26 protein-coding genes are annotated in these 22,634 nt (G+C 67.5%); 14 read left to right on the top strand and 12 right to left on the bottom strand.

Annotated features, from left to right (window positions below; translation table 11 throughout):
- Nucleotides 1–28: 28 nt before the first annotated feature.
- On the top strand, nt 29–1,030 hold the full coding sequence (locus ACVMK0_RS05205) for a DODA-type extradiol aromatic ring-opening family dioxygenase (protein WP_476464538.1): 1,002 nt from the start codon (nt 29–31) through the stop codon (nt 1,028–1,030).
- Nucleotides 1,027–2,208: an asparaginase gene (locus ACVMK0_RS05200; protein ID WP_476464537.1), complete on the top strand. Its 1,182-nt coding sequence runs from the start codon at nt 1,027–1,029 to the stop codon at nt 2,206–2,208. Before ACVMK0_RS05205 ends, ACVMK0_RS05200 begins: the two co-directional genes overlap by 4 nt.
- On the opposite strand, the gene adk is transcribed toward ACVMK0_RS05200, so the two are convergent.
- The 6 genes from adk to ACVMK0_RS05170 form a co-directional block, all read right to left on the bottom strand.
- On the bottom strand, nt 2,174–2,830 hold the full coding sequence (gene adk / locus ACVMK0_RS05195) for an adenylate kinase (protein WP_476464536.1): 657 nt from the start codon (nt 2,828–2,830) through the stop codon (nt 2,174–2,176). The genes ACVMK0_RS05200 and adk overlap by 35 nt on opposite strands.
- Before the next feature lie 121 nt (nt 2,831–2,951).
- Nucleotides 2,952–3,827 (bottom strand): 3-deoxy-manno-octulosonate cytidylyltransferase, encoded by an 876-nt coding sequence (gene kdsB, locus ACVMK0_RS05190; RefSeq protein WP_432715201.1) that lies wholly within the window; start codon nt 3,825–3,827, stop codon nt 2,952–2,954.
- Nucleotides 3,827–4,033, bottom strand: a complete 207-nt coding sequence (locus tag ACVMK0_RS05185; protein ID WP_045535530.1) for a Trm112 family protein — start codon at nt 4,031–4,033, stop codon at nt 3,827–3,829. The genes kdsB and ACVMK0_RS05185 overlap by 1 nt, the downstream gene beginning before the upstream one ends.
- A gap of 114 nt (nt 4,034–4,147) precedes the next feature.
- Entirely contained in the window at nt 4,148–5,317 is a 1,170-nt protein-coding gene (lpxK, locus tag ACVMK0_RS05180; RefSeq protein WP_476464535.1) for a tetraacyldisaccharide 4'-kinase, read from the bottom strand.
- Nucleotides 5,307–5,732: an ExbD/TolR family protein gene (locus ACVMK0_RS05175; protein WP_250959892.1), complete on the bottom strand. Its 426-nt coding sequence runs from the start codon at nt 5,730–5,732 to the stop codon at nt 5,307–5,309. Before ACVMK0_RS05175 ends, lpxK begins: the two co-directional genes overlap by 11 nt.
- A gap of 19 nt (nt 5,733–5,751) precedes the next feature.
- Nucleotides 5,752–6,390, bottom strand: a complete 639-nt coding sequence (locus ACVMK0_RS05170; protein ID WP_476464534.1) for a MotA/TolQ/ExbB proton channel family protein — start codon at nt 6,388–6,390, stop codon at nt 5,752–5,754.
- Between ACVMK0_RS05170 and ACVMK0_RS05165 the strand changes: the two genes are divergently transcribed.
- The 3 genes from ACVMK0_RS05165 (at nt 6,377) to ACVMK0_RS05155 (ending at nt 8,529) form a co-directional block, all read left to right on the top strand.
- Entirely contained in the window at nt 6,377–6,592 is a 216-nt protein-coding gene (locus ACVMK0_RS05165; protein WP_144400280.1) for a hypothetical protein, read from the top strand. The two genes, ACVMK0_RS05170 and ACVMK0_RS05165, sit on opposite strands and share 14 nt — an antisense overlap.
- 85 nt (nt 6,593–6,677) lie before the next feature.
- Nucleotides 6,678–7,850: an exodeoxyribonuclease VII large subunit gene (gene xseA, locus ACVMK0_RS05160; RefSeq protein WP_250959894.1), complete on the top strand. Its 1,173-nt coding sequence runs from the start codon at nt 6,678–6,680 to the stop codon at nt 7,848–7,850.
- 97 nt (nt 7,851–7,947) lie between these two features.
- Nucleotides 7,948–8,529 (top strand): superoxide dismutase, encoded by a 582-nt coding sequence (locus tag ACVMK0_RS05155; RefSeq protein ID WP_045535522.1) that lies wholly within the window; start codon nt 7,948–7,950, stop codon nt 8,527–8,529.
- A gap of 105 nt (nt 8,530–8,634) precedes the next feature.
- Here the strand turns inward: ACVMK0_RS05155 and smpB are convergent, their stop codons facing one another.
- Nucleotides 8,635–9,120, bottom strand: a complete 486-nt coding sequence (gene smpB / locus ACVMK0_RS05150) for an SsrA-binding protein SmpB (RefSeq protein WP_045535520.1) — start codon at nt 9,118–9,120, stop codon at nt 8,635–8,637.
- Between the two features lie 59 nt (nt 9,121–9,179).
- On the opposite strand from smpB, the gene ACVMK0_RS05145 reads away from it, so the two are divergent.
- Nucleotides 9,180–9,623, top strand: coding sequence for a type II toxin-antitoxin system RatA family toxin (locus tag ACVMK0_RS05145; protein ID WP_476464533.1), 444 nt, complete (start codon nt 9,180–9,182; stop codon nt 9,621–9,623).
- The gene (locus tag ACVMK0_RS05140; RefSeq protein ID WP_476464532.1) at nt 9,620–9,961 is read left to right on the top strand and encodes an RnfH family protein; all 342 of its coding nucleotides are present in this window, start codon (nt 9,620–9,622) and stop codon (nt 9,959–9,961) included. The genes ACVMK0_RS05145 and ACVMK0_RS05140 overlap by 4 nt, the downstream gene beginning before the upstream one ends.
- Nucleotides 9,962–9,981: 20 nt before the next feature.
- Here ACVMK0_RS05140 and ACVMK0_RS05135 read toward each other — a convergent pair whose 3' ends face one another.
- Entirely contained in the window at nt 9,982–10,596 is a 615-nt protein-coding gene (locus tag ACVMK0_RS05135; protein ID WP_476464531.1) for a hypothetical protein, read from the bottom strand.
- A 75-nt stretch (nt 10,597–10,671) separates the two neighbouring features.
- Here ACVMK0_RS05135 and guaB point away from each other — a divergent pair, with 75 nt between their 5' ends.
- Together guaB and guaA are read left to right on the top strand one after the other, a co-directional pair.
- Nucleotides 10,672–12,141 (top strand): IMP dehydrogenase, encoded by a 1,470-nt coding sequence (guaB, locus tag ACVMK0_RS05130; protein ID WP_476464530.1) that lies wholly within the window; start codon nt 10,672–10,674, stop codon nt 12,139–12,141.
- An 87-nt stretch (nt 12,142–12,228) separates the two neighbouring features.
- Complete coding sequence (guaA, locus tag ACVMK0_RS05125; protein ID WP_476464529.1) at nt 12,229–13,845, top strand: glutamine-hydrolyzing GMP synthase; 1,617 nt, start codon at nt 12,229–12,231, stop codon at nt 13,843–13,845.
- 75 nt (nt 13,846–13,920) lie between these two features.
- Here guaA and ACVMK0_RS05120 read toward each other — a convergent pair whose 3' ends face one another.
- Entirely contained in the window at nt 13,921–14,697 is a 777-nt protein-coding gene (locus ACVMK0_RS05120) for a PP2C family protein-serine/threonine phosphatase (RefSeq protein ID WP_476464528.1), read from the bottom strand.
- Nucleotides 14,698–14,772: 75 nt separating this feature from the next.
- Nucleotides 14,773–15,249, bottom strand: a complete 477-nt coding sequence (bfr, locus tag ACVMK0_RS05115) for a bacterioferritin (RefSeq protein ID WP_045535506.1) — start codon at nt 15,247–15,249, stop codon at nt 14,773–14,775.
- Nucleotides 15,250–15,400: 151 nt separating this feature from the next.
- Here bfr and ACVMK0_RS05110 point away from each other — a divergent pair, with 151 nt between their 5' ends.
- The 3 genes from ACVMK0_RS05110 (at nt 15,401) to ahpF (ending at nt 19,408) form a co-directional block, all read left to right on the top strand.
- Complete coding sequence (locus ACVMK0_RS05110; protein WP_476464527.1) at nt 15,401–17,026, top strand: CoA-acylating methylmalonate-semialdehyde dehydrogenase; 1,626 nt, start codon at nt 15,401–15,403, stop codon at nt 17,024–17,026.
- Nucleotides 17,027–17,172: 146 nt separating this feature from the next.
- Nucleotides 17,173–17,736: an alkyl hydroperoxide reductase subunit C gene (gene ahpC / locus ACVMK0_RS05105; protein WP_045535502.1), complete on the top strand. Its 564-nt coding sequence runs from the start codon at nt 17,173–17,175 to the stop codon at nt 17,734–17,736.
- Between the two features lie 76 nt (nt 17,737–17,812).
- Entirely contained in the window at nt 17,813–19,408 is a 1,596-nt protein-coding gene (gene ahpF, locus ACVMK0_RS05100) for an alkyl hydroperoxide reductase subunit F (RefSeq protein ID WP_045535500.1), read from the top strand.
- 21 nt (nt 19,409–19,429) lie between these two features.
- On the opposite strand, the gene radC is transcribed toward ahpF, so the two are convergent.
- Nucleotides 19,430–20,104, bottom strand: coding sequence for a RadC family protein (radC, locus tag ACVMK0_RS05095; protein ID WP_250960090.1), 675 nt, complete (start codon nt 20,102–20,104; stop codon nt 19,430–19,432).
- Nucleotides 20,105–20,215: 111 nt separating this feature from the next.
- Here radC and ACVMK0_RS05090 point away from each other — a divergent pair, with 111 nt between their 5' ends.
- Both ACVMK0_RS05090 and ispH read left to right on the top strand, forming a co-directional pair.
- On the top strand, nt 20,216–20,662 hold the full coding sequence (locus ACVMK0_RS05090; protein ID WP_045537665.1) for an FKBP-type peptidyl-prolyl cis-trans isomerase: 447 nt from the start codon (nt 20,216–20,218) through the stop codon (nt 20,660–20,662).
- Nucleotides 20,662–21,627 carry a 4-hydroxy-3-methylbut-2-enyl diphosphate reductase gene (ispH, locus tag ACVMK0_RS05085; RefSeq protein ID WP_476464526.1) on the top strand — a complete coding sequence of 322 codons (966 nt, stop codon included), beginning with the start codon at nt 20,662–20,664 and terminating at the stop codon, nt 21,625–21,627. Before ACVMK0_RS05090 ends, ispH begins: the two co-directional genes overlap by 1 nt.
- A gap of 152 nt (nt 21,628–21,779) precedes the next feature.
- Here ispH and cobA read toward each other — a convergent pair whose 3' ends face one another.
- Nucleotides 21,780–22,634, bottom strand: a complete 855-nt coding sequence (gene cobA / locus ACVMK0_RS05080; protein ID WP_476464525.1) for a uroporphyrinogen-III C-methyltransferase — start codon at nt 22,632–22,634, stop codon at nt 21,780–21,782.

The raw sequence follows: 22,634 nt of genomic DNA, 5'->3' as shown, positions 1-22,634 counted from the left end.
CAAAATGGCGATCGGGGCAGGTGCCGCATTGTCGCCGATGCGCTGGGTGTGTTTGTTGCAGCGCGCCAGCGCGGCGGCTGAATTGCGCTACATTGGCAATGTTACGTTCCCGGTCAAACCGATGCAGTCTGCAACCAGCACCCACACCAGCCCCAGCCGCGTCTCCAGCTCCGAGCCGCTGCGGCAAGCCGCGGCCGCACCCCAAGCACGCCCCAGCCCGGCGCTGTTCATTTCGCACGGCTCGCCCATGCTGGCGCTGGAGCCCGGCCAGACCGGCCCGGCGCTGGCGGCTTGGGCGCAAGCCGAGTGCGCGCGCCAGCAGCCGAGCGCGGTGCTGGTGCTGTCGCCGCACTGGATGGCCGACTGCGCCGCCGTGATGACGCACCCCCAGCCCGCCACTTGGCACGATTTTGGCGGCTTCCCCGAGCCGCTGTACCGCTTGCAGTATCCGGCCCCAGGCGCACCGGCGCTGGCGCAGCAGGTGCTGCAGCTGCTGCAAGCAGCGGGCATCGCCACCCGGCCCGACGCGCAGCGCCCCTTCGACCACGGCGCTTGGGTGCCGCTGCGCTACCTGCTGCCCAAGGCCGAGGTGCCGGTGCTGCAAGTGGCCTTGCCCCACGGCTACGGGCCGGCCGAGGTCTATGCCATGGGGCAGGCGCTGGCCCCTTTGCGCCAGCAGGGCGTGTGGCTCGTGGGCTCTGGCAGCATGACGCACAATTTGCACGAGTTTTTTAGCAGCCGTCCGGCGCAGGACGCCGAACCTGCCGACTACGTGAGCGCCTTTGCGCGCTGGGTCGAGCAGCGGCTGCTGGCGCACGAGCGCGAGGCGCTGCTGAACTACCGCGAGCTGGCACCGCAAGCCGCGCGCGCCCACCCCACCGACGAGCATTTTTTGCCGCTGTTTTTTGCCCTCGGGGCCGCAGCTTGGGGCCAGAGCGCAGCCTCGCAAGCCGAGCCAGCGCCGCCGCACTACCTGACGCGCGAGGTCATGCACCGCTACCTGGCCATGGATGCGCTGGTGCTGCAATGAAGCCGCGCATCATCGCCGTCGTCGGCACCGGCGGCACCATCGCCGGTTGCGCGCAAAACCCGGGCGACGCGCTGAACTACCGCGCGGCGGTGCGGCCGGTGCAGGATTTGTTGGCTGGGCTGGCGCTGCCGCCGGGTTTGGCCATCGAGGCGCAGCAACTGGCGCAGATCGACAGCAAAGACGTGACCGAGGCCCATTGGCGCGCCCTGCTGCAGGCGGTGCAGCACCAGCTCGAACGGCCCGAGGTGCGGGCGGTGCTGGTCACGCACGGCACCGACACGCTCGAAGAAAGCGCTTTTTTGCTGCAAGCGGTGCTGCAGCCGACCAAGCCGGTGCTGCTGGTGGGGGCCATGCGCCCGAGCACGGCCTTGCTGAGCGACGGCGCGCAAAACCTGGCCGACGCCTTGCAACTGGCCGCCACGCCCGGCGCGCGCGGGGTGCTGGTGCCGTGCGCCGGGCAGATTTATGCTGGGCACGAGGTGCGCAAGCTGCACCCGCATCGGCTCGATGCCTTTGGCGCGGGCGACGCCGGTGCGCTCGCGGCGCTGGTGGGCGGGCGTTTGCAGCGCTGGCGGCCGTGGCCGGGTGAGGGCTGGTCGGACCCGCCCCCATCCCCACGCCTGCTGCCGCGCCTGCTGGCCGCAGCGCCTTGGCCGCGGGTGGAGTGGCTCAGCAGCCACGGCGCGCAGAGCGGGGCGCTGGTGCGTGCGCTGCTGCTGCAGCACGCTCAGGCCGACGGCAGCGAGGCGCCGCTGCGCGGGCTGGTCGTCGCCGGCACCGGTAACGCCACGCTGCACGAGGCGCTGGCGCAGGCGCTGCAGCAGGCCGAGCAGGCAGGGGTGGTGGTCTGGCGCTGTTCGCGCATCGGCGCGTGCGTGCCTGCTGGGCCAGATGCGGCGCGCTGGGTGCTGGGTGGGGCAGGTCAAGCGCTGGACACCGGTGCTGATGATGCAGCCGATGCGACAGCAACCGCTCCAACCTCCGAAGGAACTTCCGTGGCCGCCACAGCCAAGGCTGCCCTAAGCGGCTTTGCCGCCACCGCGCTGCCAGCGCCGCAGGCGCGGCTGGCGCTGCAGCTGCATTTGCTGGCGACCGAGTGGCAGAAGAAGAGCCCCCTCAGCCTCTCAGCCTCAGCCCGTCGCTTCAGCTCTGCAAAGCGGCGAAGGCGCGGGCGGTGATGGCATCCACCGCACCGCTGCCGCTGATCGAGCGGTATTTGGGCGCCACGGCGGGTTCGGCGGCGGCCCAAGCCGAGTAGTAATCGACCAGCGGGCGCGTTTGGGCGCTATAGACCTCGAGCCGCTTGCGCACGGTGTCTTCTTGGTCGTCGGCGCGCTGCACCAGCGGCTCGCCCGTGAGGTCGTCGAGCCCGGCGACTTTGGGCGGGTTGAACTTGAGGTGGTAGGTGCGCCCCGAGGCCGGGTGCGAGCGCCGCCCGCTCATGCGCTCGATGATGGCCTCGAAGGGCACGTCGATCTCGAGCACGTAGTCGAGCCGCACGCCGGCGGCCTTGAGGGCGTCGGCCTGCGGCAGGGTGCGCGGAAAGCCGTCAAACAAAAAGCCTTGGGCGCAGTCGGGCTGGCTGATGCGGTCTTTGACCAAGCCGATGATCAGGTCGTCCGAGACCAAGCCGCCCGATTCCATCACCGCTTTGGCTTGCAGCCCCAAGGGGGTGCCGGCCTTGACGGCGGCGCGCAGCATGTCGCCGGTGGAGATCTGGGGAATGCCAAACTTTTGGCAAATGAAGGTTGCCTGGGTGCCTTTGCCGGCACCAGGGGCACCCAACAGGATCAGTCTCATGGGTTTCCTTTATTGGAGTCGTGATTGCGCATTGGCACGACGCTGGCGTGCCTGCCCGCTGCCGCTTGGGCTGCAAGGGTTTCAACCTTGCAAGGATAGCATGGCACATCTTGAGGCTGGCTTACAGGCGGCCAGCGGTTGCGTCCCACAGCGCGCGCACCCGCTGCAGGTCGGCCTCGGTGTCCACACCCGGCCCGGGCGCTTGCTCGGTGACGTGCACCGCGATGCGCTCGCCGTGCCAGAGCACGCGCAGCTGTTCCAGTGCCTCGCACTGCTCCAGCGGCGCGGCCTGCAGTTGCGGGAAGCGGCGCAAAAACCCGGCCCGGTAGCCGTACAGGCCGATGTGGCGCAGCGGTGCAGGTTGCGGCACCACTGGGGTGCCCGCTGCGCTGGGCTGCCCGGGCAGGGGCGTGGCGACAAGATGATCAGCGAGCAAGTCAGCGGCTGGTTCGGCAGACAGATCGGCAGTCAGACCGGCAGGGCGGTCGCGCCAGTGGGGGATCGGGGCGCGGCTGAAGTATAGCGCCCGCCCTTGGGCGTCGAGCACCACTTTGACCACGTTCGGGTTCAGGAACTCGGCGGCGCTGTGCAAGGGGTGCGCGGCGGTGCTCATGGCGCAGTCGGGGTGCTGTTGCAACTGCTGCGCCACCGCCGCCAGCAGTGCGGGGGCCATGAGCGGTTCGTCGCCTTGCAGGTTGATGACCAAGGCCTCGTCGGGCCAGCCCAGCAGGGTGCAGGCTTCTGCCAGCCGGTCGCTGCCGCTGGCGTGGTCGGGGCGCGTCAGGATCGCCTCAATGCCGTGCTGCTGGCAGGCTTGTACGATGCAGAGGTCGTCGGCCGCCACCGTGACCGACAGCGCCTGGCTGGCCAGCGCCCGCTGCGCCACACGCACCACCATCGGCGCGCCGCCGATGTCGGCCAAGGGTTTGCGCGGCAGCCGGGTCGAGCCGAGCCGGGCCGGAATCAGGACGTGAAAGGGGGGGTGCAAGGGGCGCATCAAAGCGCGGCTCTGGGCGGGTCGGGCCGCGCGGCTTCTTCGGCGCTGATCGGGCGCGCCTCGTTTTCCAGCATGATCGGGATGCCGTCGCGGATCGGGTAGGCCAGCCGGGCGCTGCGCGAGAGCAGCTCTTGCTGTTCGGGCTTGTAAACCAGCGGCCCCTTGGTGACGGGGCAGACCAAGAGTGAGAGCAGTTTGGCGTCCATGGCCGGGATGATACCCGCTTGCTGCGCGCCATGGCGCAGGCCTTGGGTGGTGGCGGCAGCAGCGAAAGTCGGCGCTGGCGGCGCAGCTGCTGGGCCCAATCGCCTGCCAGCCTTTTAGGGCGAAGGCGCAGCCACCCGGCCCAGGGCCTGATCGATCGCCGCGTAAAAACCGCAGTCTGGCTCTTGCTCCAGTGCCACGGCCCAGACGCGGTGCGCCGGCGCGCCGGGCTGGCGCAGGGCGGCAAAAAGCTTGACCGCGTCTTTTTCGGTGCACAGCCAGTCTAGGTCGCTGGGGTAGGGGGCGAGCGCCTGCAACAAGGTGGCGCCGTCGGCGTGGTCGGGCAATGCCAGGGTGTGTTGCAGCGCCAGCCCGCGCTGGCGCAGCAGGGCAAAAAAGGCCTCGGGCTGGGCGATGCCGGCCAGCGCGGCGCAGCGCAAGGTCGCTGACACCGGGGCCGGGGCCACCTCCGCCTTGCCTTGCTCGCCGTGGCGGTGCGCGGGCGACTGCACCCAGCGCAGCAGCGCCAGCCTCCGCCCGTGGGCGTCGTAAGCCTGATCGGCCAGCCGGCGCGTGGCGGCAAAGGCTGGGGCGCCCGCGGCCAGCGCCGGGTCGGGGCGGGCACCGGCAGGCAGCCCGGTTTGCAGCATCAGCAGCGGCCCACCGCCCCAGACCGGCGCCGGCCAGGGCTGGCGCAGCATTCCGGCCGGCAGCAGCCAGCCGTTGCCGTGGCCGCGGGCGTCGAATACCAGCACGGTCAGGTCGCGCGCCAGCGCCCAGTGCTGCATGCCGTCGTCGCACAGCAGCAGGTTGACGCCGGGGTGCGCCGCCAGCAGCGCCCGCCCGGCGGCAGCGCGGTCGCGGCCCACGTACACCGGCACGCCCGTGGCTTGGGCGATGAGCAGCGGCTCGTCGCCGGTTTGGTCGGCGTGGCTGTCGGCTTGCACCGGCAAGCACCCCGTGCTGCGCCGGCCGTGGCCGCGCGAGAGCACGCCCGGCCGCCAGCCTTGGGCCTGCAGGTGTTGCACCAAACCGATCAAAGTGGGGGTTTTGCCACTGCCGCCCACCACCACGTTGCCCACCACCAGCACCGGCACCGGCAGCCGGCTGGAGCGCTTGAGGCCGCTGCGGTAGAGCGCGCTGCGCAACGCCCAAGCGGCGCGGGTGAGCAGCGAGAGCGGCCACAGCAGGCAGGCCAGTGCGCCGCGTGCCAGCCAAGCGCGCTGCAGCGCGTGCACCCAAGTGGCGCGGGCGGGGGCTAGGGGTTCGTGCCGTTCAGCGCTCACGCGGCTGCTGGGTGGCAAAGGTGATGCGCTGCAAACCGGCGTTGCGCGCCGCCTCCATCGCGTTGATGACCGATTGATGCGTGGCGGCCGCGTCGGCGTTGATCACCAGCGTGGGCTCGGTTTGGCCAAGGGCGGCTTGTTGCAGCGCCGCTGTGAGTGCCTGCACGCTGGGCGTGGTGAGCACTTGCCCGCCCACGGCATAGCGGCCGTCGGCCCCGATGGCGACCACGATCTCGTGCGCCTGCGTTTGCGCCGCTTCGGCGTCGGCTTCGGGCAGGCGCACCTGCAGCTGGGTGTAGCGGCTGAAGGTGGCGGTGAGCATGAGGAAAATCAGCACCACCAGCAGCACGTCGATGAACGGGATCAGGTTGATTTCGGGATCTTCCCGATCGCGGCGGCTAAAGCGGATGGCCATGCTCAGCTCCTAGGCCAAGTTAGGGGCGGCGCAGCGTCAGCAGGTGCTGGGCAAAGCGTTCGGCGGCCACCTCCATCTGCAGCAGCCAGGCTTCGTTGCGGGCGCGAAAGTAGCGCCAGAACATCAGCGCTGGAATGGCGATGATCAGGCCAAAGGCGGTGTTGTAGAGCGCGATCGAGATGCCGTGTGCGAGCTGCTCTGGGTTGCCGCCGCCCGGTGTGAGGCCGCCCGGCCCGGCCTGGGAGGCAAAAATCTCGATCATGCCCACCACCGTGCCCAGCAGGCCGATGAGCGGCGCAACCGACGCAATGGTGGCCAGCGCCCCGAGGTGTTTTTCCAGCTTGGCGGCGGCAAAGCGCCCGGCGGCCTCGAGGCTGGTGCGCAGCTCGGCTTCGGTGCTGGCGGGCTTTTGGTGCAACTGCTGCAAGCCGGCGGCGAGCAGTTCACCCAATACCGAGTTTTGGGCCAGTTGTTGCAGCACCTGGGGCGGAGGAACGGCCTTGAGCGACACCGCAATCGCTTCATCGAGCAGTTTGGGGGGCGCCACGCGGGCCACCCGCAGGCTCAAAAAGCGCTCGACGACCAGCGCCAAACCCACCACCGAGCAGGCAATGAGGGGCCAGATCGGCCAGCCGGCGGCTTGTATGATCGTAAACAATGCGGGTCTCCTTGCGGCCGCGGCGCGGCGCTTGCAGGGCCCCGATTATCGCCCAGCGCAGCGCTGCGGAGTGCCCAGCGGGCCTGTGGATAAGTTTGTGGGTAACGATCTGGCTGATTTGCATTTATCCGGCTTCGATGCTGCGATATTTTTTTCAAGCCTCGCAAATTTTTTTAAAAGCTGTTTTGAATCAAAAGGTTGAAAAATGAATGCAAGGCGGGGCGAGAGCCGAGTCGATCTAAGTGCTGTGGGGCTCCCTTGTGGACAGTTTCAATTTTGGGGTTCGCATGGCCGCGGCTGATGGGCTCTTTCAGAGGGGCGGCGAGGCGCCGCTGTGGGCCGTGGGCGAGCTGCTGGCGGCCTTGTCCGAGGCGCTGCAGGCGCAGTTCAACCCGGTGCGCGTGGTGGGCGAGGTGTCGGGCTATGTGCGCGCCGCCAGCGGCCACAGCTACTTCACCCTCAAAGACGAGCGCGGGCAACTGCGCTGTGCGCTGTTCAAGCGCGCGGCAGCGGCGGCGGCGCTCGATTGGCGCGACGGCGTGCAAGTCGAGCTGCAAGGGCGCATTGACATCTACGGCGCCCGCGGCGAGCTGCAGCTGATCGTCGAGGCGGCCCGCTTGGCAGGGCAGGGCGGCTTGTTCGAGCAGTTCATGCGCCTCAAAGCCCAGTTGCAGGCCGAGGGCTGGTTTGACCCGGCGCGCAAACGTCCGCTACCCGCTTGGCCCACGCGCATCGGCGTCGTCACCTCGCCAGACGCGGCGGCCTTGCGCGACGTGATCACCACCCTGAGCCGGCGCGTGCCGCATCTGCCGGTGCGCCTGTACCCGGCGCGGGTGCAGGGCGAGGGGGCGCCGCAGGCCCTGTGCCAGGCGCTGCAGGCGGCGGCAGCGCAGTTTCAGGCCGGTGGCGGCTGCGATGTGCTGCTGCTGGTGCGCGGCGGCGGCTCGCTGGAGGATCTGTGGGCCTTCAACGACCCGGCGCTGGTGCGCCAGATCGCCCAAGCGCCCATGCCGGTGATCTGCGGCGTCGGGCACGAAACCGATTTCACTTTGGCCGATTTTGTTGCCGACCTGCGCGCCCCCACCCCCACCGCGGCCGCCGAACTCTGTGCGCCCGAGCGCAGCGCCCAACTGCGCCACCTCGAGCGCTGCGCGCAGCGCCTGCAGCAGGGCGTGGCAGGCCAACTGGAGCAGCAGCGCCAGCGCCTGCAGCGCTGGCAACACAGCTGGCAGACCGCCGCCGCGCGCGACCTCGAGCGGCGCCAGTTGCGCCTCGACCACCAAGCCGCGCGGCTGCAGGCGCTGGACCCGCATGGCGTGCTGCAGCGCGGCTATGCCTTGCTCAGTGACGCCAGCGGGCGGCCGGTGCTGCGCTGCAGCGGCGTGCAGGTGGGGCAGGCACTGCGCGCCCGCTTGGCCGATGGCCAGCTGGATATGACCGTGTCTGCAGCGGGGAACTAGAGGCTCTGCCTACAATGCGTGGTGGCTGTGGCTGCGCGCCCAAGCGCACGGTTGCTGCCCGCGAAACGTTTACCAAACCCACCGGAGCCCATTGCCCATGCAACACACCCTGCCCCCGCTGCCCTATGCCCCCGACGCGCTGCAGCCGCATTACTCCCAGGAAACACTCGAGTTTCACCACGGCAAGCACCACAACGCCTACGTGGTCAACCTCAACAACCTGCAAAAGGGCACCGAATTCGAGTCCATGACGCTCGAAGAGATCATCAAAAAATCCAGCGGCGGCATCTACAACAACGCGGCCCAGATCTGGAACCACACCTTTTTCTGGAACTGCATGTGCCCCGGTGGCGGTGGCGAGCCCAGCGGCGCGCTGGCTGCGGCCATCACGGCCAAATGGGGCAGCTACGCCGCTTTCCGTGAAGCCTTCGTCAAGAGCGCGGTCGGCAACTTCGGCTCGGGCTGGACGTGGCTGGTGCAAAAGCCCGACGGCTCGGTCGATATCGTCAACACCGGCGCTGCCGGCACGCCTTTGACCACGGCCGACACCGCGCTGCTCACCGTCGATGTCTGGGAGCACGCCTACTACATCGACTACCGCAACCTGCGGCAAAAATTTGTCGAGACCTTCTTCGACAAACTGGTCAACTGGCGCTTTGCGCAGGCCAATTTCGCCTGATCGTGAGCCGTGCTGGGGCCTTTGGGCCTCAGCCTTCGCTCCGTCAGCCTTCGCCTTGGCATCGAGCCGGCTTGGGCAGGGCAGGCGCAAGCAGCAGCCGTTGCTTTAGCGCTGGCGCGACTTCATGGCGCGCTCCACTTCGCGCTTGCCTTCGCGCTCTTTGAGCGTGTCGCGCTTGTCGTGCTCGGCCTTGCCCTTGGCCAGCGCGATCTCGCATTTCACGCGCCCGTTTTTCCAGTGCAGGTTCAGCGGCACCAGGGTGTAGCCCTTTTGCTCCACTTTGCCGATCAGGCGCTGGATTTCGGCTTTGTGCATCAGCAGCTTGCGCGTGCGCGCGCTGTCTGCCGGCAGGTGGCTGCTGGTGCTGCGCAGCGGGCTGATGAGGCAGCCGATCAGGTACAGCTCGCCGTCGCGGATCACCACGTAGCCCTCGGTGAGCTGCGCCTTGCCGGCACGCAGCGCCTTCACCTCCCAGCCTTGCAGCACCAAACCGCACTCGTGGCGTTCCTCGAGGTGGTAGTTGAAGGCGGCTTTTTTGTTTTCCGCGATGCGGGTCGTGGTGGCGGCGGTGTTTTTGTTTGGGGTGGACATGGGGCGACGGCAAGCGGGGCGGCCAGGGGCTCTACAATCCGGGCACGGCCTTGCATTGTATGAAAAGCATCCACAAGTCGGTACTGCTCTGGCACAGCGCCCACGAAATGTTCGCGCTGGTCAGCGATGTGCCGCGCTACCCCGAATTTTTACCTTGGTGCAGCGCCGGCGTGGTGCTGGAGCAGCACGAGCAGGGCATGGTGGCCTCGATCGGTATGTCGATGGCCGGCATGAAAAAGAGCTTCACCACCCGCAACACCCACGTCGAAGACCGGCGCATCCAGCTTGAGCTGATCGACGGCCCGTTCTCTCACCTTGACGGCATCTGGGAGTTCAAACCGGTGGGCGACGGCACACAACGCGCCTGCCGCGTCGATTTCACCCTCAACTACGGCTTTGCCAGCAACACCTTGGCCACGCTGGTGGGGCCGGTGTTCGACAAGATCGCGGCCAATCTGGTCGATGCCTTCGTCAAGCGCGCCGATCAGGTCTATGGCGAATGACACTTGACATCACGCTGGTGCAAGCCTGTGCCCCCTCGCAGGTGCAGGAGTGGCGGCTGCAAGTGCCTGCGGGCACTACCTTGGGGCAAGCGCTGCAACTGGCCTTTGGGCCGGCCGGGGCTTTGCGTGCCGCCGCACCTGCAGACACGGCCGATGCGGCCGACACCACTGAGGCTTGGCTGCAAGCCGCTGCGGCGGGCGAGGTGGGAGTTTGGGGCCGCGTCGAGCCCGCTTCGACGCCCCTGCACGACGGCGACCGCATCGAGCGCTACCGGGCGCTGCGGGTGGACCCCAAAACGGCGCGGCGCGAGCGCTACCGCAAGCGGGCCAAACCGTAAGCGCGCTGAAGCCCAGCCCCTCAGGGCCGGCTAGGCGCGGCTGCTGGCGGTGGTGCGGCTTGCGGGGTGCCCGCCACGGCGGGCGCCGGTGCGCAGTTGTCGCGCACGATCTGGCGCAGGCGCACGCTTTCGGCGCGGCGCATGGCCTCGTCCATCGTGACGCGCTGGCCCTGCTCGTTGACCATGTACAGGGGCTGGCTGGCCCCGGCTTGCAAGGTCTCGAGCGAGGCGCGGGCGCGCTGGCAGTTGTCGGCCCGGATCTGGGCGTTGCGTTGTTCGACTTGCTGGCGCAACTGTTCGTCCGTCAAGCGGCTTGTGCCTGCTGCGCCAGCCACCGGTGGGGCAGGCTGGGCAGGTGCAGCGGCCGGGGTGCCTTCGGGCGCTGCACCGAGCGCAGGGCTGGGCACCGGACTTGCATGCGGCCGACGCAAAATGCGCTGATCGGGCACGCTGGCCGGCGGCGGCATGTCGCTCGCCACGCGGCGGCCGTGGTCATCGAGCCAGACCCAAGTCGGGCCAGCTGCCTGCACGGCGCTGACCAGCAACAAACCGACCACCAAAGCAACCAGCCCCATGCGCGGTAAGCGCAGCAGCCAGTAAATTTTTGAAATGTGGGTGTGGATCAATGTGTGCATATCGAAAGCCAATGATGAGGGCGCAATATACCCGTTCGCCGGCCCGCCTACAATAGCGCTTTTGGAGTTCACTCTATGCGCCTGCTTGGAAAAGCGCTCACTTTCGACGACGTGTTGCTGGTGCCAGCCTACTCGCAAATCCTGCCCAAAGACACCTCGCTGGCCACGCGCCTGACGCGCAACATCACGCTCAACCTGCCGCTGGTCTCGGCTGCCATGGACACCGTCACCGAAGCCCGGTTGGCGATTGCGCTGGCGCAAGAGGGCGGCATCGGCATCGTGCACAAAAACCTCACGCCAGCCGAGCAGGCCGCGCACGTGGCCAAGGTCAAGCGCTACGAGTCGGGCGTGCTGCGCGACCCGGTGGTCATCACCCCCGAGACCACGGTCTATCAGGTGCTGCAGCTGTCTGAGGAACTGGGCATTTCGGGCTTTCCGGTGCTCGACGGCGGCAAGGTGGTGGGCATCGTCACCGGGCGCGACCTGCGCTTCGAGACCCGCACCGAACTGCCGGTGCGCGAGATCATGACGCCGCGCGAGCGCCTGATCACCGTGCCCGACGGCACCACGCCCGAGCAGGCCAAGGCGCTGCTCAACAAACACAAGCTCGAGCGCCTGCTGGTGGTCAACGAAGCGTTCGAGCTCAAGGGCCTGATCACGGTCAAAGACATCCGCAAACAGCTCAACTTCCCCAACGCCGCGCGCGACGCCGCCGGGCACTTGCGCGTCGGTGCTGCGGTGGGCGTGGGCGCGGGCACCGAGGAGCGGGTTGAGCTGCTGGTGCGCGCCGGGGTTGATGCCATCGTGGTCGACACCGCGCACGGCCACAGCAAGGGCGTGCTCGAGCGCGTGCGCTGGGTCAAGCAAAACTACCCGCAGGTGCAAGTCATCGGCGGCAACATCGCCACCGGCGCGGCGGCGCGCGCACTGGTCGAAGCCGGGGCCGACGGCGTCAAGGTCGGCATCGGGCCGGGCTCGATCTGCACCACGCGCATCGTCGCCGGCGTCGGGGTGCCACAGATCACCGCCATCGACAACGTGGCCACAGCGCTCGCCGGCACCGGCGTGCCGCTGATCGCCGACGGCGGCGTGCGCTACAGCGGCGACATCGCCAAAGCCATTGCCGCCGGCGCCAGCACGGTGATGATGGGCGGCATGTTCGCCGGCACCGAAGAAGCGCCGGGCGAAGTGATCTTGTTCCAGGGCCGCAGCTACAAGAGCTACCGCGGCATGGGCTCGATCGGTGCCATGCAGCAGGGCAGCGCCGACCGCTACTTCCAGGAATCGGGCAGCGGCAATCCCAACGCCGACAAGCTCGTGCCCGAAGGCATCGAAGGCCGCGTGCCCTACAAAGGCTCGGTGGTCGCCATCCTGTTCCAAATGGCCGGCGGTCTGCGCGCCGCCATGGGTTACTGCGGCTGCGCCCGCATCGCCGACTTGCACGCCCAAGCCGAGTTCGTCGAGATCACCACCGCCGGCGTGCGCGAAAGCCACGTCCACGACGTGCATATCACCAAAGAAGCGCCCAATTACCGCGCCGAATGAGGCAGCGCTGGGGCGCAAGCCTACGCATGGGCCCATATGGGGCGCGTCATTTTTTCTGGCTGCTGATTCAACTTTAGGCTTGCCGCCGTGCAACACCACAAAATCCTCATCCTCGATTTCGGCTCCCAAGTCACGCAGCTGATCGCGCGCCGGGTGCGCGAAGCGCACGTGTACTGCGAAGTGCACCCCTGCGACGTGAGCAACGACTGGCTGCGCCAGTACGCCGCCGACGGCACGCTCAAGGGCATCATCCTCTCGGGCAGCCACGCCAGCGTCTATGAGGTCGATGACAAAGCGCCCGACGCCGTGTTCGAGCTTGGGCTGCCGGTGCTGGGCATCTGCTACGGCATGCAGACCATGGCGCAGCAGCTCGGGGGCAAGGTCGAGGCCGGCCGCACGCGCGAGTTTGGCTACGCCGAGGTGCGCGCGCGTGGCCACAGCGCCTTGCTGCGCGACCTCGCCGACTTTCACACCCCCGAAGGCCACGGCATGCTCAAGGTCTGGATGAGCCACGGCGACAAGGTCACGGCGCTGCCGCCGGGCTTTGCGCTCATGGCCAGCACCGAGGCCTGCCCGATTGCCGGCATGTGCGACGAGGCGCGGCGCTTCTACGGCCTGCAGTTCCACCCCGAAGTCACGCACACGGTGCAGGGCCGCGCCATGCTCGAGCGCTTCGTGCTCGGCATCTGCGGCGCCCGACCAGACTGGGTGATGCGCGACCACATCGAAGAAGCGGTGCAAAAAATCCGCGCCCAAGTGGGCGACGAAGAGGTGATACTGGGCCTGTCGGGCGGCGTCGATTCGTCGGTGGCCGCGGCCCTGATCCACCGCGCCATCGGGGAGCAGCTCACTTGCGTGTTCGTGGACCACGGCCTGCTGCGCCTGCACGAGGGCGACGCCGTGATGGAGATGTTCGTCGGCCAGCTGCACGCCAAGGTGATCCGGGTCGATGCCGCCGATCTGTTCCTGGAGCGGCTCGCCGGTGTGAGCGAGCCCGAGCAAAAGCGCAAGATCATCGGCGGCCTGTTTGTTGAGGTGTTCAAGGCCGAAGCCGCCAAGCTGATTTCAAGTGGTGCTTCAACAAAAGGCGCCAAGTGGTTGGCGCAAGGCACTATTTACCCGGATGTGATCGAATCCGGCGGCGCCAAGAGCAAAAAAGCCGTGACCATCAAGAGCCACCACAACGTGGGTGGCCTGCCCGAGCAACTGGGCCTCAAGCTGCTCGAGCCGCTGCGCGACCTGTTTAAAGACGAAGTGCGCGAACTCGGCGTTGCGCTCGGCTTGCCGCCCGAGATGGTGCAGCGCCACCCCTTCCCCGGCCCCGGGCTGGGCGTGCGCATCTTGGGCGAGGTCAAAAAAGACTACGCCGACCTGCTGCGCCGCGCCGACGCGATTTTCATCGAAGAACTGCGCTCCACGCTCGAGCCGCACAGCGGCAAAAGCTGGTACGAGCTCACCAGCCAGGCTTTTGCCGTGTTTTTGCCGGTCAAAAGCGTGGGCGTGATGGGCGACGGCCGCACCTACGACTACGTGGTGGCGCTGCGCGCAGTGCAGACCAGCGACTTCATGACCGCCGACTGGGCCGAGCTGCCCTACAGCCTGCTCAAACGCGTATCGGGGCGCATCATCAACGAAGTGCGCGGCATCAACCGCGTCACCTACGACATCAGCAGCAAACCCCCGGCGACGATCGAGTGGGAGTGAGGCCGCGTTTGACCCGCTGCCGAGCGGCATCTGGCCCTGGATCGCTGTCTACGCCAAGGCGCATGGTTCCATCCGCTAGCCCGGCGCAGCGACCGCTACCACGGCATCGAGCTTGATCACGATCAGGCTCAGGTTGTCGCAACTGCCGGTGGCGCGCAGGCGCGCTTGCGCCACCAGCTGTTCGCACGCCTGCCGGGGTGAGGCGTGGTGCACCAAGGCGCCCAGTTCCTCGTCGCTAAAGCACTGCCAGATGCCGTCGCTGCAGGCCAGCAGCGCATCGCCCGGTTGCAAGGCTTCGCACTGGTGGCCGTCGATGGCCGGGGGCTGTTCGGTGCCGAGGCAGTGCAGCAGCAGGTTGCCGCGCGGGTCGGTGCGTGCTTGTGCGTCGCGCAACAGCCCTTGTGCAACCAAAGCCTGCACCAGCGAGTGGTCCCGGCTGCGGTGCAGCAACTGCGCGCCACGAAAGTGGTACAGCCGCGAATCGCCCGAGTGCGCGAAATGGCAGCGACCGCCGGGCACAAGCAAAAAAGCCGCCACGGTGCTGTGGGGCTCTAGGTCGGCGGTTGCAGCCGTAAGGCGTATGCCCAGATGGGCCTCTTGCGCCATGCGCAGCAAAAAATCTGCCCCGTCGTCGGTGGCTGGGTCGAAACGCTGAAACAGTTGCTGCGCCGTCATCAGCACCTGTTCGGCGGCCTTGCGGCCCCCGGTCAAGCCACCCATGCCGTCGGCGATCACGCCCAGCACGCAGCCTTTGTTGTGCTCGTGCGCAAACAAGCCGAGCTGATCTTGTTGATAGGGGCGGTCGCCCTGGTCGATGCCGGTGCAGGCGCTGATGCGGTAGGGGGCGGCCATGTGAAGGGTGGGGCCGATTGCCCGACCAAACGGGCGCCGGGCTTGCTTTGGTGGAGTCTGCTGCTCGCAGGGCTTTTATTCGACGCTGCCCATCATGCTCTGCAAGTAGTTTTGCACCCCCACCTTACCGAGCAGATCGATCTGGGTTTCGAGGAAGTCGATGTGTTCCTCGGTGTCTTGCAGAATTTCGAGCAGCAGGTCGCGCGAGACGTAGTCGCGCACGCTCTCGCAGTGGGCGATGCCGTCTTTGATGGTGGCTTGCGCCGCCCGCTCCAACGCCAAGTCACTGCTCAGAATTTCGGGCACGCTCTCGCCGATGTTGAGCTTGCCCAAGTCTTGCAGGTTGGGCAGGCCGTCGAGCATGAAAATGCGGTCCATCAGGCGGTCGGCGTGCTTCATCTCGCCGATGGATTCTTGGTACTCTTTTTGCGCCAGCTTGTCGAGGCCCCAGTGCTTGAGCATGCGGTAGTGGACAAAATACTGGTTGATGGCGGTCAGCTCGTTTTTGAGCTGGGCCTGCAGGTGGCCGATGACTTGGTTGTTGCCTTGCATGGTGTGGTGTCCTTTGTTTGTTTGTGTGGTGGATGGCGGGGGACGAGCGCGGATTGCGTATAGGCTCTGCGTGTTTGCAGTTTAGCGCTTTTGTGACCACCGCGCTTGGCTGGCGTCCTGCGCAGCCGCCCGATTTTGAAAGTTTCAGAGCATGACCACACCTCCCAACCCACCATCCCTCGAATCGTCCCTCATCCCGCATTTCATCAACGGCCACGCGGTCGCTGGCAGCAGCGGCCGCACCGCCGAGGTGTACAACCCGGCCACGAGCAAGGTGCAGGCCCAAGTGGCGCTGGCCTCGGCGGCCGAGGCAGCGCAGGCGGTGTCTGCAGCCCAAGCGGCTTTCCCGGCTTGGGCCGAGACACCGCCGTTGCAGCGCGCGCGGGTGTTGTTTCGCTTCAAGGAGTTGCTGGAGCGCCATGCGGGCGAGATTGCCGCCGCCATCAGCGCCGAGCACGGCAAGGTGCTGGCCGACGCCCACGGCGAGCTCACGCGCGGGCTGGAGGTGGTCGAGTTCGCCTGTGGCGCGCCGCACCTGCTCAAGGGCGAGCATTCGATCAACGTCGGCCGCGGGGTGGATTCCTACACTGAGTACGCGCCGCTGGGGGTGGTGGCGGGCGTTACGCCTTTCAATTTTCCCTGCATGGTGCCGATGTGGATGTTCCCGGTGGCGCTGGCTTGCGGCAACACCTTCGTGCTCAAACCCTCTGAGCGCGTGCCGAGCGCGCCGCTGATCTTGGCCCGGCTGCTGCAACAGGCTGGCCTGCCCGAGGGCGTGTTCAACGTGCTGCAGGGCGACCGGCTGGCGGTCGATGCCCTGCTCGACGATCCGCGCGTGCAAGCGCTCAGCTTCGTCGGCTCAACACCGGTGGCCGAAGCCCTCTACGCCCGCGGCAGCGCCTTGGGCAAGCGCGTGCAGGCGCTGGGCGGGGCCAAGAACCACATGGTGATCATGCCCGATGCCGATCTGGACCAAGCCGCCAGCGCGCTGCTGGGTGCCGCATTCGGCTCGGCGGGCGAGCGCTGCATGGCGATCTCGGTGGCGGTCTGCGTGGGCGATGCCACGGCCGAGGCGCTGATCGCCAAGCTGCGCCCCTTGGTCGAAGGGCTGCGCATCGGGCCCGGCAACCCGGGCAGTGCAGAGCAGCAAAGCGTGCAAAGCGTGCAAAGCGTGCAAAGCGTGCAGGGTGTGCAGGGTGTGCAGGGTGTGCAAGCCACGCACGGCGACCCGAATGAGCCCGACATGGGGCCGCTGGTGACGGCGGCGCACCGCGAGCGCGTGCGCGCCTACATCGATGCCGGGGTGGCCGAGGGTGCCGAGCTGCTGGTCGATGGCCGCGGCCTGCGCGTGCCCGGCTTCGAAGAGGGGTTTTTTCTGGGGGGCTGCCTTTTTGACCGCGTGCGCCCCGAGATGCGCATTTACCGCGAGGAGATTTTTGGCCCGGTGCTGTGCTTGCTGCGGGTGCCCGATTGGGAGGCCGCCCTCAAGCTGGTGGACGGGCACGAATACGGCAACGGCTGCGCCATTTTCACCCGCGACGGCGACGCCGCACGCCAGTTTGCGCACCGGGTGCAGGCGGGCATGGTCGGCATCAACGTGCCGATCCCGGTGCCGATGGCCTTTCACAGCTTTGGCGGCTGGAAGCGCAGCCTGTTTGGCCCGCTGCACATGCACGGACCCGACGGGGTGCGCTTCTACACCCGGCTCAAAACCGTCACCGCGCGCTGGCCGACTGGCCAGCGCGGCCCCGAGTTCACCATGCCGACGATGAAGTAGGCCGCCTCCAGTTGCAGCGCATCTGCTGCAGCGCATCAATGCCTGCGATAGCCACGATCAATAAACAACGGCTATCGGCTGGGCTATCATAACTGGGGTTTCCACTCATCTCGTTAACCCTCAGTCATCCACCTTCAGGAGTTTCCATGTCGATCATCAATACCCAAGTTCAGCCTTTCAAAGCCCAGGCTTTCCACAACGGCAAGTTCGTGCAAGTTTCGGACGAGACCCTCAAGGGCGAGTGGTCGGTGCTGATTTTCATGCCGGCCGCCTTCACCTTCAACTGCCCGACCGAAGTCGAAGACGCGGCTGACAACTACGCCGAGTTCCAAAAGCTCGGGGCCGAGGTCTACATCGTGACCACCGACACCCACTTCTCGCACAAAGTCTGGCACGAGACTTCGCCCGCCGTGGGCAAGGCCAAGTTCCCGCTGGTGGCCGACCCGACCCACACCCTGACGCGCGCCTTTGGCGTTCACATCGAGGCCGAAGGTCTGGCGCTGCGCGGCACCTTCATCATCAACCCCGAAGGCCAGATCAAAACCGCTGAAATCCACGACAACGCCATCGCACGCGACGTCAAAGAGACCCTGCGCAAGCTCAAGGCTGCCCAGTACGTGGCCAAGAACCCCGGCCAAGTCTGCCCAGCCAAGTGGAACGAAGGCGCCAAAACCCTGGCCCCGTCGCTGGAACTGGTCGGCAAAATCTAAGCCAGTCCCTCAAGCCCCTGGCCTGGCTCTGTGCCAGGCCCAGTCCGCCCCCCTGTTTTTGCACCTAGGATCGCACATGCTCGACGCCGCCCTCAAAGCCCAGCTCCAAGCCTATCTGGAGCGCCTGCAGCAGCCGGTTGATCTGGTGGCTGCGCTCGACGATTCCAGCGCCGCGCAAGAGATGCGTGAGCTGCTCGAAACCCTGGCTGCCATGTCGGACAAAATCCGGCTGCGCACCGACGGGCAAGACGCGCGTGTGCCGTCTTTTAGTGTGCAAGGGCAGGGCGGGCCGGGCGGCTTGCGTTTTGCCGCCGTGCCGCTGGGCCACGAGTTCACCTCGCTGGTGCTGGCGCTGCTGTGGGCGGGTGGGCATCCGCCCAAGGTCGAGGCCGGCCTGATCGAGCAGATCAAGGCCTTGCCGGGCGACTATCGTTTCGAGGTCTATATGTCGCTGAGCTGCCACAACTGCCCCGACGTGGTGCAGGCGCTCAGCCTGATGGCGCTGTTCAACCCCCGCGTGCAGACGGTGGTGATCGACGGCGCGCTGTTCCAGCAAGAGGTCAACGAGCGCGACGTGCTCGCGGTGCCTTCGGTGTATTTGAACGGCGCGGTGTTCGGCTCGGGCCGCATGAGCGCCGAAGAGGTGCTGGCCAAGCTCGACGCTGGCTCCCTCGTCAAACAAGCGCAGCAGCTCGATGCCTTGGAGCCGTTTGACCTGCTCAACATCGGCGGTGGCCCAGCTGGCATGGCGGCGGCGGTGTACGCAGCGCGCAAAGGCATCCGCACCGGCTTGCTGGCCGAGCGCATGGGCGGCCAGCTCAACGACACGCTGGGCATCGAGAACTACCCCGCGCAGCTGCACACCGAAGGCCCCAAGCTGGCCGCCGAGCTGGAGGCGCATGCGCGCCACTACGAGGTGCAGCTCATGAACCTGCAACGCGCCGTGCGCCTGCTGCCGGCGGCGCAGCCCGGCGGCTTGATCGGCGTCGAGCTGGCCAGCGGTGCGGTGCTCAAGGCGCGCAGCGTGGTGCTCTCCACCGGGGCGCGCTGGCGCAACATGAACGTGCCGGGCGAGACCGAATACAAAAACCGCGGCGTGGCCTACTGCCCACACTGCGACGGCCCGCTGTTCAAGGGCAAGCGCACGGCGGTGATCGGCGGCGGCAACTCGGGCGTGGAAGCGGCGATCGACCTGGCCGGCATCGTGCAGCACGTGACGCTGCTCGAGTTTGCCGACGAGCTGCGCGCCGATGCGGTGCTGCAAGCCAAGCTGCGCAGCCTGCCCAACGTGAGCGTGATCACGCAAGCGCAAACCACCGAGGTGCTGGGCGACGGCGCGCGCGTGGTGGGCCTGCGCTACACCGACCGCCGCAGCGGCACGCCGCAAGAATTGGCGCTGGAAGGCATTTTTGTGCAGATCGGCTTGGTGCCCAACACCGAATGGCTCAAGGGCACGCTGGAGCTCAACCGCTTTGGCGAGATCGCCATCGACGCCAAGGGCCACACCAGCCTGCCGGGCGTGTTTGCGGCCGGCGACTGCACCACGGTGCCCTACAAGCAGATCGTGATCGCCGCCGGCGAGGGCGCCAAAGCGGCCCTGAGCGCCTTCGATTACCTGATCCGCACCCCGCAGGCACAAACGGCGCCCATCGAGGCCGTGCCGCAGGTTTGAGCGCGGCCGATAGGCCAGCGGCTAGACCAGCCCCATTTCGGCCATCGAGCGGCAGCTGTCGGCGGTGACGACGAAGTGGTCCAGCACCCGCACGTCCACCAACGCCAGCGCGGCCTTGAGCGTGGCCGTCAGGCTCTGGTCGGCGCGTGAGGGCTCGCTCACCCCGCTGGGGTGGTTGTGCGCCAGCACCACAGCCGCGGCGTGGTGGTGCAGGGCGCGCAGTACCACTTCGCGCGGATAGACGCTAGTCTGCGTCAGGGTGCCGCGAAACAGCTCCTCGAAGGCCAGCAGCCGGTGCTGGCTGTCTAGGTACAGCAGCGCAAACACCTCGTGCGGCTTGTGACCCAGGTGCAGCTGCAGGTACTGCGCCACCGCTTGCGGCGAATCGAACAAGGGCCGCTCGCTCAAGCCCTGCGCCAGCGCGCGCCGCGCCAACTCGACCACCGCCAGCAGCTCGGCGCGTTTGGCCGGCCCTAGGCCCTTGATGCGTTGCAGATCTGACGCGCTGCTGTGCAGCAGCCCGGCCACGCCACCAAAGCGGTCCACCAGTTCCTGCGCCAGTTGCACCACGTTCTTGCCCGGTATGCCGGTGCGCAGCAGCAGCGCCAGCAGCTCGGCATCGCTCAAGGCGGCGGGGCCGCGCTGCAACAGTTTTTCGCGCGGCCGCGCGTCGGCGGGCAGGCCCTTGAGGGGCATCGAAGGGGGGTTCAAGGCGGCATCTCCCAAGTTTTTTACAATGCGCTGATTCAGCCCTATTTTGCAGCCCCCATTTTGCAGCCCCTATTGTTGCCGCAGCGCAACCCCGCCATGAACCCAGTCGGCCCCGACTCCTTCCTTACCCTGCATTACCGCCTCTCGGGGCCGGACGGACGCAGCCTGATCGACACCTTCAGCGCCCAGCCCGCTACCCTGAGCTTGGGCAGCGGCGCGCTGTCGCCGGCACTCGAAGAGCGCCTGCTGGGCTTGCACGAAGGCGCGCACGCGGTGATCGAGCTGCCAGCCGGGGCCGCTTTTGGCGAGCGCCAGCCGCAGATGGTGCAATGGGTGGCGCGCACCCTGCTGGAGCGCTTGGGCCAGCCGTTGCAAGGCAGCGCCGTGGGCGATGTGCTGCAGTTCCCCACCCCCGACGGCTTGGGCCACTACGCCGGCACCGTGTGCCAAGTGCGCGAGGACGGCGCGCTGCAGATCGACTTCAACCACCCGCTGGCTGGCCAGCCGGTGCGTTTTGAAGTGCAGCTGATTGGGGTGCTGTGATGCTGACGCCCACGCCCACGCCCACGCCCACGCCTGTGCACGAGGTGCTGCTGGCCGACCCGCGCGGCTTTTGCGCCGGGGTCGATCGCGCCATCGAAATCGTCGAGCGCGCCTTAGCCAAGTATGGCCGTCCGATCTACGTGCGCCACGAGATCGTGCACAACACCCACGTGGTCAACGATCTCAAGGCGCGCGGCGCCATTTTCATTGAAGACCTGGCCGAGGTGCCCGCCGGGGCCACGCTGGTGTTCAGCGCCCACGGGGTCAGCCGGGCGGTGCAGCAGGAGGCCGAACAGCGCGGCTTTCGCATCTTTGACGCCACCTGCCCGCTGGTGACCAAGGTGCACGTGGAAGTGGCCAAACTGCACCAAGAGGGCTACGAATTCATAATGATCGGCCACAAGGGGCACCCGGAGGTGGAGGGCACCATGGGCCAGCTCGATACCGGCATCCACCTGGTCGAAGACCTGGCCGACGTGGCGCGGGTGCAGCCACGCCAGAGCGAACGGCTGGCGTTGGTGACGCAGACCACGCTCAGCGTCGATGACGCGGCCGAAATCGCCGCCGCCGTGCGCGCGCGCTTTCCGACGCTGCGCGAGCCCAAGCAGCAAGACATCTGCTACGCCACGCAAAACCGCCAAGACGCGGTCAAGTTGCTCAGCCCCTTGGTCGATGCGGTGGTGGTGGTGGGCAGCCCGAGCAGCTCCAACACCAACCGGCTGCGCGAGCTGGCGCAGCGCCTGGGTGTGCCGGCTTATATGGTGGAAGACGAATCCGAACTGCGCGACCACTGGTTTGCCAACGCGGCGCGCGTGGGCGTAACGGCCGGGGCCTCGGCGCCGGAGCGGCTGGTGCAAGGCGTGCTGCAGCGCCTCAAGGCGCTGGGGGCGGTGTCGGTGCGCAGCCTCGACGGTGCGCGCGAGACCCTCAAGTTTCCGTTGCCCAAGGGGCTCAAGGGGGATTGAGGGGCTGTGAGGCTGTCGCTCATGCCCGCAAGATTGGGCTTGAGCCAGGGCTGTGCTTTGCGCCTTGCTGGGGCACCTTTATGGCGCCGCGACGGGTGGGGGAGCGCTTTGCCAGACCTTGCCGCTAGGTCGATTCAGGCTGCCCGGTCGGTTCAGGCCGCCCGGCTCAGCCTAGCCGGCGCATCGGCCGCCAGATCAGCTGCCACTTCCGCCGCGCTATGCGGTGCCGCTTCCGCCAAAGCCAGCAGACCCTGCAACACCTCACCGACCACGATCACCGCCGGGCTGCCCAAGCCCTCGCGCTCGAGCGTGCTGTGCAGGTGCTGCAATTCGCACAGCGCATGGCGCTGCTGCGCCAGGGTGGCGTGCTGCACCAGCGCCACCGGGGTGCAGGCCGGCAAGCCGGCCAGCAGCTCGGCTTGGATTTGCGCCGCCATCTGCACGCCCATATAGATTACCAGCGTCAGGCGCGCGGCGTGGCAGGTCTGCGCCAGCGCGCGCCAGTCGGGGCTGTTGCCCCCCGGTTTGGCGTGCCCGGTGACGAACACCACCCCGTGGGCGCGGTCGCGATGCGTCAGCGGCACCCCGAGCGCCGTCGCCGCCGCCAGGCCCGCGGTGATGCCGTTGATCACTTCGACCTCGATGCCGGCGGCGCGCAGGTGCTCCAGCTCTTCGCCGCCACGGCCAAAAATGAACGGGTCGCCGCCCTTGAGGCGCACCACCTGCTCGCCCTCGCGCACCGCTTGGATCATCAGTTTTTCGATGAACGACTGCGCGGTGGAGCGGCAGCCCCCACGTTTGCCGACGTGGATCACGCGCGCGCCGGGCGCGGCCAAGGCCACGATTTCGTCGCTCACCAGGTCATCGACCAGCAGCAGCGTGGCGCGCGCAATGGCCCGCGCGGCCTTGAGGGTGAGCAGCTCGGGGTCGCCGGGCCCGGCCCCGACCAAGGTGCAGCGGCCTTGGGCTAGGCTCAGGGGTGGTGGTGCAGAGGGCAAGGCATTCAT

The organism is Serpentinimonas sp. SSL01 (assembly GCF_056323735.1).
Note: the sequence above shows the minus strand (reverse complement) of the source record. Positions and strands in the feature narration are given on the sequence as shown.